The sequence below is a fragment of the Streptomyces sp. NPDC007907 genome (genome assembly GCF_042959365.1).
Taxonomy (GTDB): domain Bacteria; phylum Actinomycetota; class Actinomycetes; order Streptomycetales; family Streptomycetaceae; genus Streptomyces; species Streptomyces indiaensis.
In genome coordinates, this window is the sequence record NZ_JBIBKR010000001.1 from 905,074 (window position 1) to 919,402 (window position 14,329).

General features: G+C 71.9%; 12 protein-coding genes and 1 riboswitch. Of the genes, 3 read left to right on the plus strand and 9 right to left on the minus strand.

Translation table 11 applies throughout. The features are described 5' to 3' along the window. Positions 1-22: 22 nt before the first annotated feature. The 3 genes from ACFZDI_RS04160 to ACFZDI_RS04170 form a co-directional block, all read right to left on the minus strand. The gene (locus tag ACFZDI_RS04160; RefSeq protein WP_234850394.1) at positions 23-1,471 is read right to left on the minus strand and encodes a glycine hydroxymethyltransferase; all 1,449 of its coding nucleotides are present in this window, start codon (positions 1,469-1,471) and stop codon (positions 23-25) included. A 33-nt stretch (positions 1,472-1,504) separates the two neighbouring features. Next, a riboswitch (ZMP/ZTP riboswitch) is annotated at positions 1,505-1,591 on the minus strand. A 124-nt stretch (positions 1,592-1,715) separates the two neighbouring features. After that, positions 1,716-2,897, minus strand: a complete 1,182-nt coding sequence (locus ACFZDI_RS04165; RefSeq protein WP_391247591.1) for a glutathionylspermidine synthase family protein — start codon at positions 2,895-2,897, stop codon at positions 1,716-1,718. A 16-nt stretch (positions 2,898-2,913) separates the two neighbouring features. After that, entirely contained in the window at positions 2,914-3,267 is a 354-nt protein-coding gene (locus ACFZDI_RS04170) for a hypothetical protein (RefSeq protein ID WP_234850392.1), read from the minus strand. 126 nt (positions 3,268-3,393) lie between these two features. On the opposite strand from ACFZDI_RS04170, the gene ACFZDI_RS04175 reads away from it, so the two are divergent. Beyond that, complete coding sequence (locus ACFZDI_RS04175; protein WP_344369839.1) at positions 3,394-4,239, plus strand: hypothetical protein; 846 nt, start codon at positions 3,394-3,396, stop codon at positions 4,237-4,239. Between the two features lie 75 nt (positions 4,240-4,314). Here the strand turns inward: ACFZDI_RS04175 and ACFZDI_RS04180 are convergent, their stop codons facing one another. Beyond that, a complete protein-coding gene (locus ACFZDI_RS04180) occupies positions 4,315-5,703 on the minus strand; it encodes an aminotransferase class I/II-fold pyridoxal phosphate-dependent enzyme (protein WP_391247594.1) in 1,389 nt (462 codons plus the stop codon). A gap of 47 nt (positions 5,704-5,750) precedes the next feature. Between ACFZDI_RS04180 and ACFZDI_RS04185 the strand changes: the two genes are divergently transcribed. Next, entirely contained in the window at positions 5,751-6,269 is a 519-nt protein-coding gene (locus ACFZDI_RS04185; protein ID WP_234850707.1) for a carboxymuconolactone decarboxylase family protein, read from the plus strand. A 19-nt stretch (positions 6,270-6,288) separates the two neighbouring features. Then, positions 6,289-7,008 carry an isocitrate lyase/phosphoenolpyruvate mutase family protein gene (locus ACFZDI_RS04190; RefSeq protein WP_391247595.1) on the plus strand — a complete coding sequence of 240 codons (720 nt, stop codon included), beginning with the start codon at positions 6,289-6,291 and terminating at the stop codon, positions 7,006-7,008. A 3-nt stretch (positions 7,009-7,011) separates the two neighbouring features. Here ACFZDI_RS04190 and ACFZDI_RS04195 read toward each other — a convergent pair whose 3' ends face one another. The 5 genes from ACFZDI_RS04195 to ACFZDI_RS04215 all read right to left on the minus strand — a co-directional run bounded on the left by ACFZDI_RS04195 (position 7,012) and on the right by ACFZDI_RS04215 (position 14,186). Then, positions 7,012-7,968 (minus strand): glycine betaine ABC transporter substrate-binding protein, encoded by a 957-nt coding sequence (locus ACFZDI_RS04195; protein WP_391247597.1) that lies wholly within the window; start codon positions 7,966-7,968, stop codon positions 7,012-7,014. Between the two features lies 1 nt (position 7,969). Next, positions 7,970-9,919, minus strand: coding sequence for an ABC transporter permease subunit (locus tag ACFZDI_RS04200; RefSeq protein WP_391247599.1), 1,950 nt, complete (start codon positions 9,917-9,919; stop codon positions 7,970-7,972). Further along, positions 9,919-11,025, minus strand: coding sequence for a betaine/proline/choline family ABC transporter ATP-binding protein (locus tag ACFZDI_RS04205; RefSeq protein ID WP_391247602.1), 1,107 nt, complete (start codon positions 11,023-11,025; stop codon positions 9,919-9,921). The genes ACFZDI_RS04200 and ACFZDI_RS04205 overlap by 1 nt, the downstream gene beginning before the upstream one ends. Further along, a complete protein-coding gene (locus ACFZDI_RS04210) occupies positions 11,022-12,551 on the minus strand; it encodes a GMC oxidoreductase (protein WP_391247604.1) in 1,530 nt (509 codons plus the stop codon). The genes ACFZDI_RS04205 and ACFZDI_RS04210 overlap by 4 nt, the downstream gene beginning before the upstream one ends. 114 nt (positions 12,552-12,665) lie before the next feature. After that, positions 12,666-14,186, minus strand: a complete 1,521-nt coding sequence (locus ACFZDI_RS04215; RefSeq protein ID WP_391247606.1) for an aldehyde dehydrogenase family protein — start codon at positions 14,184-14,186, stop codon at positions 12,666-12,668. Positions 14,187-14,329 lie beyond the last annotated feature (143 nt).

Below are 14,329 nucleotides of genomic sequence, written 5' to 3' on the forward strand. Positions count from 1 at the left end.
GACGGGTGATGGGCCGCAGGTGTCAGCCGAGGTCGATCTCCGGGTACAGCGGGAAGCCGGACACGAGGTCGGTGGCGCGCTGGGAGATCTCGTCCGCCACCTTCGCGTCGAGGACGTGGGACGCCTTGGAGGGGGCGCCCGACTTGGTCGTGCCCGGCTCCGCGGTGGTGAGGACGCGGTCGATGAGGCCGGCCACCTCGTCCATCTCCGCCGTGCCGAGACCACGGGTGGTCAGGGCGGGGGTGCCGATGCGGATGCCGGAGGTGTACCAGGCGCCGTTCGGATCGGCGGGGATGGCGTTGCGGTTGGTGACGATGCCCGAGTCCAGCAGGGCGGCCTCGGCCTGGCGGCCGGTGAGGCCGTAGGAGGTGGCGACGTCGATCAGGTTCAGGTGGTTGTCCGTGCCGCCCGTCACCAGGGTCGCGCCGCGGCGCATCAGGCCCTCGGCGAGCGCGCGGGAGTTGTCGACGATGCGCTGGGCGTAGTCGCGGAAGGACTCCTGGCGGGCCTCGGCGAGGGCCACGGCCTTGGCGGCCATGACGTGCGGGAGGGGGCCGCCGAGGACCATCGGGCAGCCGCGGTCGACCTGGTCCTTCAGCGAGTCGTCGCACAGCACCATGCCGCCGCGGGGGCCGCGCAGCGACTTGTGGGTGGTCGTGGTGACGATCTGGGCGTGCGGGACCGGGTCGAAGTCGCCGGTGAGGACCTTGCCCGCGACCAGGCCGGCGAAGTGCGCCATGTCGACCATGAGCGTCGCGCCGACCTCGTCGGCGATCTCCCGCATGATCCGGAAGTTCACCAGACGGGGGTACGCGGAGTAGCCCGCGACGATGATCAGCGGCTTGAACTCGCGGGCGGAGGTGCGCAGCGCCTCGTAGTCGATGAGGCCCGTGGCCGGGTCCGTGCCGTAGGAGCGCTGGTCGAACATCTTGCCGGAGATGTTCGGGCGGAAGCCGTGGGTGAGGTGGCCGCCGGCGTCCAGGGACATGCCGAGCATGCGCTGGTTGCCGAAGGCGCGGCGCAGTTCGGCCCAGTCGGCCTCGGAGAGGTCGTTGACCTGGCGGGCGCCGGCCTTCTCCAGGGCGGGGACCTCGACGCGCTGGGCGAGGACCGACCAGAAGGCGACGAGGTTGGCGTCGATGCCGGAGTGCGGCTGGACGTAGGCGTGGCGGGCGCCGAAGAGCTCCTTGGCGTGCTCGGCGGCGAGGGACTCGACGGTGTCGACGTTGCGGCAGCCGGCGTAGAAGCGGCGGCCGATGGTGCCCTCGGCGTACTTGTCACTGAACCAGTTGCCCATGGTCAGGAGCGTGGCCGGGGAGGCGTAGTTCTCGGAGGCGATCAGCTTGAGCATCTCGCGCTGGTCGGCGACCTCCTGGCCGATGGCGTCCGCCACGCGGGGTTCCACGGCGCGGATCACGTCGAGGGCGGCGCGGTAGGCGGTGGAAGCGGGGGAAAGGTGCTCGGCTGACATGTGTGGACCTCCGGACGTTGCGTTCAGCGTTCACGGTACGGCCCAGGCGCACGGCTCTGTCTGCTCGGGCCGCTCCCCGATGGTTCATCCCATCCCAGCGCGCCAGTCACGGCCCTCGGTCAGCCTACCGGGTTGCTCTTCCTTGCCGAGTGCGGGTCGTACGTGGCTTGTCGCGCCCACGCGGCGGTAGCCGAACATCGATACAGCCCCGTGCCCCTTTCGGGGCGTCCCCCTCCCGCGCCGACTAAAGGATCACGTGGGGCAGGAATCTCGCGTACTCGTCCGTTATCAGGCCCGAGGACTCCCGGATGCCCAGGCCCGCCGACTCGTCCCCCACCACCCAGGCGCCCAGGACGACGCGATTGCCGTCGAAGTCGGGGAGGGGGGCGAGCTGCTGGTAGCAGCAGGGCTCGTCGCGGACGGTCGGGGTGGATCCGGGCTCGTGGATCGTGACGCCCGCGCCCTCCCGGCCGAGGAGTGGCTTGGCCACCCAGCCCGTGGCGGACAGGTCCCTCGGACCGTCCAGGTACGCCGGGAGGAGGTTCGGGTGGTCCGGATACAGCTCCCAGAGGATCGCGAGCAGCGCCTTGTTGCTGAGGAGCATCTTCCAGGCCGGCTCGATCCACAGGGTGGAGCCCGTACCGCCGCCGTTGTCCAGGGTGTCCAGGACGTGGTCCGCGAAGCGGTCGGTGGTGAGCCATTCCCACGGGTAGAGCTTGAAGATGCTGCGGATGAAGCGCAGGCGGTTGTCGACGAAGCGGCCCGAGAGACGGTCCCAGCCGATCTCCTCCATGGCGATCCAGTCGGTCGCCAGGCCCGCCTGCTCGGCGGTCTCCTTGAGGTAGGCGACCGTCATCATGTCCTCGCCGAGCTCGTCGGCGGAGGAGTACGCGAAGTACAGGGGGCTGCCGGGCGGCAGGAGGACGGCCTGCTTCTGCCACGCGTCGATGAGGCGCTCGTGGAGGGAGTTCCACTGGTCGGCGCCGGGGAAGCGGTCCTCCATCCAGAACCACTGGGGGGACGCGGCCTCGACCAGCGAGGTGGGGGTGTCCGCGTTGTACTCCAGCAGCTTGGCCGGGCCGGTGCCGTCGTAGCGGAGGTCGAAGCGGCCGTAGACGGAGGGGAGTTCGGCTCGGCGCTGCCAGGCCTCGGCGACCGTGCGGGCCACGCGGGGGTCGGTGATGCCGAGGTCGGCGAAGCGGTCCTCGGTGACGATGTGGCCGGCCGCCGCCAGGCACATGCGGTGCAGGTCCTCGACGACCTCTTCCAGCGCCTCGACCTCCTCCAGGGAGAAGACGTAGTAGGCACTCTCGTCCCAGTAGGGGCGCAGGGAGTCGTCGGGGTAGCGGGTCAGGGGGTAGATCAGGCCCTGTTCCTCGACGGTCTGCTGCCAGCCGGGGCGGGGCTCGGCGGTTCTGCGTTCCATCTGCCGTACCCGCCCGTCAGCCGCCGCCGCTGCCCGAGCCGGAGCAGCCGAAGCCGCCCCGGTCGACGGCCTCGCTGCGGCTGAAGGTGCCGTGGTCGGCGTAGCCGCCGCTGACGTCGGAGTCGTAGTACCAGTCGGCGTCGGAGACCCTGGTCTTGCCGGTCTTCTTGCGGCCCTTGCCCGAGGAGGACGTGCCGGACGAGCAGTTCTTGTCGGCGACGATCTTGTAGCCGTTGATGTAGTCGTAGCTGTCCCGGTCCACACAGCGGCGGTCCGGGTCGGAGCCGCAGGCGGACAGGGCCGCCGCGAGGACGCCCATGCCGCCCAGCACCACCGTGCTCGAACGCAGCCGTCGCCGTGTTTCAGCCATGTGCGTGTCTCCCCGTGTCTCCCCGTCCGTGCACTGACAGACGGTCAGCCTAGAGAGGGGCGCGGACGGGCGCGCATGGCCCCCCGGCCGCGACCGCTCCCCTACTGTCGTTTTGTGATCTTTGGAATGGTGTGCGCCCTTGGTGCGGCGGTCTGCTTCGGTACGGCGACGGTGTTGCAGGCGATCGCCGCGCGGTCGGCGGCGGCGAGCGGGCCCGGCGGGGACGTGGCACTGCTGTGGCGGGCGCTGCGGCAGTGGCGGTATCTGGCCGGTCTCGCGCTGGACGGGCTCGGGTTCGTGCTGCAGATCCTGGCGCTGCGGTCGGTGCCGATCTACGCGGTGGGGGCGGCGCTGGCCGCGAGTCTCGCGGTGACGGCGGTGGTCGCGGCGCGGCTGCTCACGGTGCGGCTGAGCCGCGTCGAGTGGGCGGCGGTGGCGGTGGTGTGCGCCGGGCTAGCGCTGCTGGGGCTGGCGTCGGGGGCGGAGGGCGACGAGCCCGGGCCGGGCTGGCTGCCGTGGGCGATGCTCGGTGCGGCGGCCGGGGTGCTGCTGCTCGGGGTGTTCGGCGGGCGGCTGCCGGAGCGGGGGCGGGCGTTGACGCTCGGGCTGGGGGCGGGGCTGGGGTTCGGGGTGGTGGAGGTGTCGGTGCGGCTGATCGACGGGTTCTCGCCCGGTGAGCTGTTCCCGAACCCGGCGACGTACGCGCTGCTGCTCGGCGGCGGGGCGGCGTTCCTGCTGCTGACCACGGCGCTGCAACGCGGGTCGGTGACCACGGCGACGGCCGGACTGGTGCTCGGGGAGACCGTGGCGCCCGCGCTGATCGGGGTGGTGTGGCTCGGGGACCGTACGCGGCCGGGGCTGGGGTGGCTGGCGATCGCCGGATTCGCGGTGGCGGTGGCGGGAGCGCTGGCATTGTCGCGGTTCGGGGAGGCGCCGGTGGAGACGGAGGCGAGCGCTGCCGCACGGCCGTGAGGGCAGTCGCTCTTCCGCCTGCCGAAAAGCCCGCACTTCGGGGGCGGATCCCGCGAACGGCCGGAGCATCTGCGATCATCCCGGCAGTACCGCGCAGAGTCCGTCCAGCGCTGCCGACCAGGCGTGGTCCGGCGGGGTGCCGTAGCCGACGACCAGGGCGTCGACGGGTTCGGCCCGCGCGCCGGGGTGGGTGTAGCGGGCGAGTCCGTGCAGCGCGAGACCCCGCCAGTGCGCCGCCTGCACCACCGACTGCTCGGTGCCCGGCGGCAGCCGCAGCAGGACGTGCAGACCGGCCGCGATGCCGCTGACGCGGGCTTCGGGGGCCCGGGCCGTGACGGCGGCGACCAGGGCGTCCCGGCGGCGCCGGTAGCGCAGACGGGTCGCCCGGACGTGCCGGTCGTAGGCACCGGACGTGAGGAACTCGGCCAGGGTCAGCTGATCCGGCGCACCGCACAGGTCGACGCCGCCCTTGGCCGCCGCGACCTCCTCCGCGAGGCCCGGCGGCAGCACCATCCAGGCCAGCCGCAGCCCGGGCGCGAGCGATTTGCTCGCCGTGCCGAGGTAGACCACCCGGTCGGGGTCCAGGCCCTGGAGCGCGCCGATAGGCTGCCGGTCGTAGCGGAACTCGCCGTCGTAGTCGTCCTCCAGCACCAGACCGCCGGTGTGCCGCGCCCAGTCCACGACGGCCCTGCGGCGGTCGCGGTGCAGGGGCACGCCCATGGGGAACTGGTGGGCGGGGGTGAGGAGGACCGCGTCGGCTCCGGACAGCCCGGCCGGGTCGGTGCCGAGCCGGTCGAACGGCAGCGGGTCGGTGCTCAGACCGGAGCCGGACAGAATCCTGGTGTGCACGTCGAGGCCGTAGGACTCCACCGCGACGGTTCGCGCCCCGCGCGCCCGCAGGACTTCGGCGAGCAGCTTCAGGCCGTGTGCGAACCCGGCGCACACCACGATCCGGCCGGGGTCGGCGCGAACGCCCCGGGCCCGGGAGAGGTACCCGGCGAGCGCGGCCCGCAGCTCCGGACGCCCGTAGGGGTCGCCGTAGTCGAGGGCCTGGTACGGGGCGGCGGTGAGGGCGCGGCGGGCGGCCTTCAGCCATTGCGCGCGCGGGAAGGACGCGAGGTCGGGGCTGCCGGGGCGCAGGTCGTAGGCCGGGCGGCCGGGCGCGCGGGGGTGGGGCGCGGCGCCGGTGGGCGGGACGACCCGCCGCTCGGCGACCCGGGTGCCCGAGCCCTGCCGGGCGGTGAGCCAGCCCTCGGCGACCAGATCGGCGTAGGCGTCGGCGACGGTGTTCCGGGCGATGCCGAGGTCGGCGGAGAGGGCCCGGGAGGACGGCAGCCGGGTGCCGGGGGTCAGCCGGCCCGAGCGCACGGCCTCGCGCAGGGCGTCGGTCAGCCCCCGTCGCAGGCCCGGCCCGGTCGGCTCCACGTGCAGGTCGAGCCCCAGAGTGGCCCATGATTCCGCCATGGAAATGGACCATACTCCTGGGCTGCTTCCTCCCTAGGGTCGAGGGCATGACGACGCACACCGACGAGACGACGGCCCCGGAAAGCACGGAGTACGCCCCCGAGCGGCCCGCCCGCCTGGAGTGGGCCGAGCACGCGCCCGAGGTCTACAAGGCGATGATCCGGCTGGAGACGGCCGCCCGTAAGGGCCTCGACCCCGCGCTGTACGAGCTGGTGAAGATCCGGGCCTCCCAGATCAACCGCTGCGCGTTCTGCCTCGACATGCACACCAAGGACGCCCTCGCGGCGGGCGAGAGCGTCGAGCGGATCGTGCAGCTCAGCGCCTGGGACGAGTCGCGGCACTTCTACACCGCGAAGGAGATCGCGGCGCTGGAGCTGACCGAGGCGGTGACGGTCCTGACGGACGGTTTCGTGCCGGACGAGGTCTACGACAACGCCGCGAAGCACTTCGAGGAGGCCGAGCTGGCGCAGGTCATCGCCGCGATCACGGTGATCAACGCCTGGAACCGGTTCGGGGTGACCTGCCGCATGGCGCCGGGGCACTACGAGCCGGGCCAGTACAAGTGACGGCCGGGAGGACCCAGCGATGACCAAGGCCGAGGTGTTCCGCGCCCTGCACCACCACCGGCTGCCCGGGGATCCGCTCGTGCTGCCCGGGCCGTGGGACGCGGCCAGTGCGCGGGTGTTCGCCGACGCGGGCTTCCCGGCGCTCGCCACACCCAGCGCCGGGGTCGCCGCCTCCCTCGGGTACGAGGACGGGCAGGTCCCGGCCGACGAGATGTTCGCGTCGGTCGCCCGGATCGTCCGGGCCGTCGACCTGCCCGTGTCGGCGGACGTGGAGGGCGGTTACGGACTCGCCCCGAAGGACCTCGTGGAGCGGCTGCTGGAGGTGGGGGCGGTCGGGTGCAATCTGGAGGACTCCGAGGGCGGCGTGCTCAAGGACCCCCGCGCCCACGCCGACTGGCTGGCCGAGGTGCGGGAGGCGGCCGGTGACCGGCTGTTCGTCAACGCCCGCATCGACACCTTCGCCCGCGGGGTGGACGATCCCGGTGCGGCCATCGAGCGGGCGGCGCTGTATGTCGCCGCGGGAGCCGACTGTGTGTACCCGATCGGGGCCCCGCCGGAGGTGCTGCCGCTGCTGCGGGCCGGAATCCGGGGGCCGATCAACGTGGGGGCCCCGGCCGACGGTGGCCCCTCACCCGCCGAACTCGGCGCGCGAGGGGCCACCCGGATCACCTTCGGACCGGGACTCCAGCGGCGGGCCGCCCGGGCCCTGCGGGAGATCGCCGACCTGCTGGCGCGGTGAACGTCAGGACAGCCACTTCCTCCACGTGGACTCGTGGCTGTCCACCCACTTCTTCGCCGCGTCCTCCGGCGTCATCTTCTTGTCGGCGATCATCAGGGAGACCTCGTTCTGGTCCTCGGTCGTCCACGTGAACTTCTTCAGGAAGGCCGCCGCCTTGCCGCCCTTCTTCGCGAAGTCCGCGTTGAGGTACTTCTGCAGCGGGGTGTGCGGATAGGCGCAGGCGACCTTCTCCGGGTCGGCGTCGCAGCCCTCCTTGTACGGCGGCAGCTTCACCTCGGTCATCGGGACCTTCTTGAAGAGCCACTGCGGGGAGTACCAGTAGGTGAGGAAGGGCTTCTTCTCCTTGGCGAACTGCTTCATCTGCGTGATCTGCGCCGCCTCGGACCCGGCGAACACCACCTGGTAGTCCAGCTTCAGATTCTTCACCAGCGCCTTGTCGTTGGTGACGTAGGACGGCGAACCGTCCATCAGCTGGCCCTTGTTGCCGCTCTCCGGAGTGCGGAAGAGGTCGGCGTACTTGTTGAGGTTCTTCCAGTTGGTGATGTCCGGGTGCTGCTTGGCGAGGTACGTCGGGACGAACCAGCCGATGTGGCCGGTGACGCCGAGTCCGCCGCCGGCCGCGATCGTCTTCTTGTCCTTGACGTACCGCTGTTCCTGCTCGGGGTGGCCCCAGTCCTCCAGGAGCGCGTCGACGCGGCCCTGGCTGAGGGCGTCCCAGGCGGGCACCTCGTCGACCTGGACGGTGTCGACGCGGTAGCCCAGCTCGTGCTCCAGGATGTACTGGGCGACGGCCACGTTGGACTGGGCCCCCACCCAGGACTGCACGGACAGGGTCACGGTCTTGGCGCCCTGTGCGTTGGCGAAGGGCGAGGCCTGCTTGGTCATGTCGGCCGCGCCGCAGCCGGTGAGCAGGGCCAGGGAGCTCGCCGCGGCGATCACGGCAGTCTTGCGGATTCGCATGTCACGCTCCCTTCTTCGCGCGGCGTTCGGTGGGCTGGGTCACCCGGTCGAGCATCAGGCCGAGGCAGACGATCGCGGCACCGGCCACCAGACCGGTCGCCAGGTCGCCCTGGGCGAGGCCGAAGACGACGTCGTAGCCGAGGGCACCACCGCCGACCAGGCCGCCTATGACGACGACGGCGAGGACCAGCACGAGGCCCTGGTTGACGGCGAGCAGCAGCGCGGGACGGGCCAGCGGGAGCTGGACCTGCCGCAGTTGCTGCCAGCTGGTGGCGCCGAGGGAGCCGGAAGCCTCCATCACGGACGGGTCGACCTGGCGCAGGCCCTGGGTGGTGATGCGGACGACCGCGGGGAGGGCGTAGACGATGGCGGCCGCGACGGCCGGGGCGCGGCCGACGCCGAACAGGGCGACGACCGGGATCAGGTACACGAACTGCGGCATCGTCTGGAAGACGTCGAGGACCGGGCGCAGCGCCCGCTCCAGCCGGTCGCTGCGGGCCGCGGCGATGCCGACGGCGAAGCCGACGACCAGGGTCACGGCGACGGCCGCCAGGACCTGGGAGAGGGTGTCCAGGGACGGCTTCCAGACGCCGAGGACGCCGATCGCGGCCATGGCGAGGACGGCGGTGAGCGCGGTGCGCCAGGTGCCGATGACCCAGGCCAGGGCGGCGATGATCAGCAGCACCGCCCACCAGGGCAGCGCCTGGAGGCCGTCGCGCACCGGGTCGAGGACCCAGGTGGTGAAGTGGCCCGCCCAGTCGGCGGTGCCGCCGACGACGGGGACGCCCGAGTACAGGTGCGCGGTCATCCAGTCGACGGCGCGGTTGACCGGCTCGGCGATGCCGACGACCCAGGAGTCGGGCCAGTCGAGGCGGCCCGCGAGCCGCCCGGCGACCGCCACGGCGACGACGCCGGCCAGCGCGAAGAGCCAGCCGCGGCCGCTGTGCGGCTCGGGTTCGGCGCCGAGCTTCTCCCCCGCCGCGCCGGTGACGCGGTCCAGGACGACGGCCAGCAGCACGATCGGGATGCCGGCGGCGAGCGCGGCACCGACGTCGACCGAGGCCAGGGCCTGGTAGACGCGGTCACCGAGACCGCCCGCGCCGATGACGGCCGCGATGACGGCCATGGACAGCGCCATCATGATCGTCTGGTTGAGCCCGAGGAGGAGTTCCTTGCGGGCCAGCGGGATCCGGGCGGTCAGCAGGCGCTGGCGCGCGGTGGAGCCGAGCGACTCGACGGCCTCCAGCACCTCCTTGTCGGCACCGCGCAGCCCGAGCGAGGTCAGGCGGGCCATGGGCGGAGCGGCGTAGATGACGGTGGCCAGGACGGCCGCCGGGACGCCGATGCCGAAGACCAGGACGACCGGCAGCAGATAGGCGAAGGCGGGCAGCACCTGCATGGTGTCCAGGACCGGGCGCAGCATGCGGTCCATCCGGTCGGACAGCCCGGCGGCAAGCCCGAGCAGCGCGCCGACGACGACCGACGCGAGGACCGCGACGACCATCAGGGCGAGCGTCTGCATGGTGGGCACCCACATGCCGAGCAGGCCGCAGGCGAGGAACGCGGCGGCCGTTCCGAGTGCCAGCTTCACGCCCGCCACGCGCCAGGCGACCAGCGCGCCGATGGCCGTGACGCCCGCCCAGCCGACGGCCAGGAGCGTGAGGTAGACGGCCCGTACGGCGATGACGACGACGTTGCTGACGTGGCCGAAGAAGTAGAGGAACAGCGGGTGGCTGTCGCGGTTGTCGATGATCCAGTCGCTGGCCTTGGCGAGCGGCTCGGAGAAGTCGACGGTCAGCGCGCTCGGCCAGGTGCCGCTCGCCCAGCGGGCGTTGGCGAGGGGCACGAGGATCGCGGCGGCGAGGGCGAGCAGGAACAGCTTCTGGACCGCACGGTTCTTCAGCAGCCCGGGCAGGCCGAGGCGCGGCGGGTTCGCGGTGACGGTGGCCATCACACCGCCTCCTTGGGCTGCTCCGTCCCGGGCGGAGCGGGCTGCTCCGTCCCGGCGACGACACCGAGGAGCGTGTCGGAGTCGACCACGCCCACGCACCGGCCCTTGTCCACGACCCGGGCCGGAGCGCCGGCGCGGGCGACCGCCTCGATGGCCTCGGACACCGTGGCGTCGGGGCGCACCGCCGGTCCGCTGCCGTCCTGGCCGGCCGAGGGGCGGCGCATGGCCGTGCGCACGGTGAGGACCTGCTCGCGCGGGACGTCCCGGACGAACTCGCGGACGTAGTCGTCGGCGGGCGAGCCGACGATCTCCTCGGGCGTGCCGAGCTGCACGACCCGGCCGTCGCGCATCAGGGCGATGCGGTCGCCCAGCTTGAGGGCTTCCTGGAGGTCGTGGGTGATGAAGACCATCGTGCGGCCCTCCTCGCGGTGCAGCCGGACGACCTCGTCCTGCATGTCGCGCCGGATCAGCGGGTCGAGCGCGCTGAACGGCTCGTCGAAGAGCAGGACTTCGGGGTCGGCGGCGAGCGCGCGGGCGAGGCCGACGCGCTGCTGCTGGCCGCCGGACAGCTGGGTGGGGCGGCGGTGCTCCATGCCCTCGAGGCCGACCTTGGCGACGACTTCGGCGGCCCGCTCGCGCCGCTCGGCCTTGCCCATGCCCTGGATCTCCAGGCCGTAGGCGACGTTGTCGAGGACCGTGCGGTGCGGCAGCAGGCCGAAGTGCTGGAAGACCATGGCGGCACGGTGGCGGCGCAGTTCGCGCAGCCGGGAGCGGTCCATGGCGCGGACGTCCTCGCCGTCGATGGCGATGGTGCCGGCGGTCGGCTCGATCAGCCGGGTCAGACAGCGCACCAGCGTGGACTTGCCGGAGCCGGACAGGCCCATGACGACGAAAACCTCGCCCTTGCGCACGTCGAAGGTGACGTCGCGGACGGCGGCCGTGCAGCCGGTGCGGGAGCGCAGCTCGACGGGGTCGAGGGCGGTGAGCTCGGGGTCGCCGGGAACGCGGTCGGCCTTGGGGCCGAACACCTTCCACAGGCCCTCCACCGAGAAGACGGGTGCGGTGTCCATGATCTGCTCCGTGGGGGGTTCGAGGGTCGCGGTCATCGGGAACCACCACCGATCAGCTCGGCGGCCTTCTCACCGACCATGAGCACTCCGATCATCGGGTTGACGGTGGTCATCGTGGGGAACACGGAGGCGTCCGCGATGCGGATGCCCTCCAGGCCGCGGATGCGCAGCTCCGGGTCGACGACGGCCTGCCGGTCGTCGGCGGCGCCCATCTTGCAGGTGCCGGCCGGGTGGTAGACGGTGTGCGCGACCTTGCGGGCGTACTCGCTGAGCTCCTCGTCGCCGGTGACGTCCGGGCCGGGGGCCACCTCGCGCTTGAGCCAGCCGGCGAGCGGCTGGGTCTTGGCTATCTCGCGGGCGATCCTGATGCCGTCGACGAGGGTCCTGCCGTCGTAGTCGTCCTCGTCGGTGAAGTAGCGGAAGTCCAGCGCGGGCTTGACCTCGGGGTCGGCGCTGGTCAGGTACAGCCGGCCGCGGCTCTTCGGCTTGGGGATGTTCGGGGTCATGGAGACGCCGAACTCCGGCCGCTGGTAGCCCAGTCGCTCCGGGTTGTCCGTGAAGGGGATCTGGTAGAAGTGGAACATCAGGTCCGGGTACGGCTGTTCGGGGTCGCGGCGCACGAACAGGCCCGCGTCGGAGTCCATCGCGGAGTTCTCGGGGATGGGGCCGTTGGTCTCCCAGACGATGACCGACTCGGGGTGGTCGAGCAGGTTCTCGCCGACGCCCGGCAGGTCGTGGGTGACGGGGATGCCGAGCTTCTCCAGGTCGGCCTTGGGGCCGATGCCGGAGTGCATCAGCAGCCGGGGCGAGTCGACGGCACCGGCGCACAGCAGCACCTCGTTGCGGGCCTTGACGAGAATCTCCTCGCCGTCCTTGGTGCGCACGTGCACGCCCTCGGCGCGGTCGCCGTCGAGCTGGAGCTTGTACGCCCAGGTCTCCAGCAGGATCGTCAGGTTGGGCCGCTCGTCCATGATGGGGTGCAGGTACGCCACCGACGCCGAGGAGCGCTTGTTGTTCTCGGGGTGGTAGGCGAGGTCGAAGAAGCCGACGCCCTCGGTGAACGGCTTCTTGTTGAAACCCTCCACGCGCGGCACGCCCAGCGCCTCCTGCGCCGCGTCGACGAAGTCCCGGGCGATGGCGTTCCGGTCCTTCTCGTCGACCGGGACGATGTTGTTGAGCAGCCGGGCGAAGTACGCCTCCATCTGCACCGCGCCCCAGCCCTTGGCGCCGGCCGCCTCCCACTCGTCCCAGTCGGCGGGCAGCGGCTTGAAGGCGATCAGGGTGTTGTGCGAGGAACAGCCGCCCAGGACGCGGGCCCGGCTGTGCCGGATATGCGAGTTTCCGCGTGGCTGTTCGGTGGTGGGGTAGTCGTAGTCGAGTTCGCCGCCGAGCAGACCCATCCAGCGGCGCAGGGTCAGTACGTCGTCACGGCCGACGTCGCTGGGGCCGCCCTCGATGACGGCGACGGTGACGTCCGGGTTCTCGGTCAGGCGGGAGGCAATGACGGAACCAGCGGTTCCGCCGCCTATCACGACATAGTCGTACTCATGGGTGTGGGACATGGCGTACTTGCTCCAGTGGGGATGAAGTGAACGGGCTCGGGGGACGGGGACGTCAGCCCGGGGTGTGGGGGTCAGCCCGGGATGGGGGGTCGGCAGCCCCGCGGGGGACGGGAATCAGCCCGCGAACCAGCGCACCGGCTTCGGAGCGAGGTTCTGGTAGACGTGCTTGGTCTCTCGGTACTCGGCGAGTCCGGCCGGGCCGAGTTCCCGGCCCACTCCGCTCTTGCCGAAGCCGCCCCACTCCGCCTGCGGCAGGTAGGGGTGGAAGTCGTTGATCCAGATGGTGCCGTGGCGCAGCCGGCCGGCGACACGCCGGGCGCGGCCCGGGTCGGCGGTCCAGACGCCGCCCGCCAGTCCGTACTCGGTGTCGTTGGCGAGGGCGACGGCCTCGTCCTCGGTGCGGAAGGTCTCGACGGTGAGGACCGGCCCGAAGACCTCCTCCCGCACGACGCGCATCTCGCGGTGGCAGTGATCGAGGACGGTGGGCTCGTAGAAGTAACCGTTCTCGGGGCGCTGCGGGGACGGCTCGGGGCGCTTGCCGCCGGAGCGCAGCACCGCGCCCTCCTTGAGGGCGGACTCGACGTACATCTCGACCTTGGCGCGCTGCTGCTCGGAGACGAGCGGGCCGCACTCGACGCCGTCCTCGGTGCCGCGGCCGAGACGGATCTTCTCGGCGCGGCGGGCGAGTTCGGTGACGAAGCGGTCCCGGACGGACTCCTCGATGATGAGGCGGGCACCGGCCGAGCAGACCTGGCCGCTGTGGATGAAGGCGGCGTTGAGGGCCTGGTCGACGGCGGTGTCGAAGCCCTCCTCGGTGGCGCAGGCGTCGGCGAAGACGACGTTGGGGTTCTTGCCGCCGAGTTCGAGGGCGACCTTCTTGACGGTCGGGGCGGCGGCCTGAGCGACCTTGGTGCCGCTGACCAGGCCGCCGGTGAAGGAGACCAGGTCGACGTCGGGGTGCTCGGACAGGCGCGCGCCGACCGAATGCCCCGGGCCGGTGACGATGTTGGCGACACCCTCGGGCAGTCCGGCCTCGACGAGCAGGTCGATGAGCGCGATCGTCGTCATCGGGGTGATCTCGCTCGGCTTGATGACGAAGGTGTTGCCGGCGGCGAGGGCGGGGGCGATCTTCCAGCTGGCCTGCAGCAGCGGGTAGTTCCAGGGCGTGATCATCGCGCAGACGCCGATGGGCTCGTGCACGACGACGCTGTGGATGTCGGCCGCACCGGCGTCCACGACCCGGCCGGGGGCCTCACCGGCGACCAGGTCGGCGAAGTAGCGGAAGGCGTCGGCGACACAGTCGATGTCGACGCGGCCCTCCTCGACGGTCTTGCCCGCGTCCTGGGCCTCCAGCCGGCCGAGCTCCTCACGGTCCCGGACCAGGAGATCGGCGACCCGGCGCAGCAGCGCGGCCCGCTCGGGGACGGGGGTGTGCGGCCACGGGCCTTCGTCGAAGGCGCGCCGGGCCGCGGCGATCGCCAGATCGGTGTCCTTCTCGTCGCCTTCCGCGACGACGGCGAAGGGCAGCCCGTCCGCGGGGTCGAGGATCTCGCGGGTGCCCCCGGAGGTGGCCGCCCGCCATTCTCCTCCCGCATGGATGGTTTGACGCGCCTGAAGTTCGGTACTTTCCGCCATGATCGCTCTTCGCCTTCCGTTCCTGATCAGCGCCCCTGTGTCACAGTCGTGTCACTAAGAGACCGAGTTCGCCTGCCCGACTCCCGCAATTGCATGCGCACCCGTGGCTGAAAGTGCGCTGCGTCACTGAAAATGCGGACAAA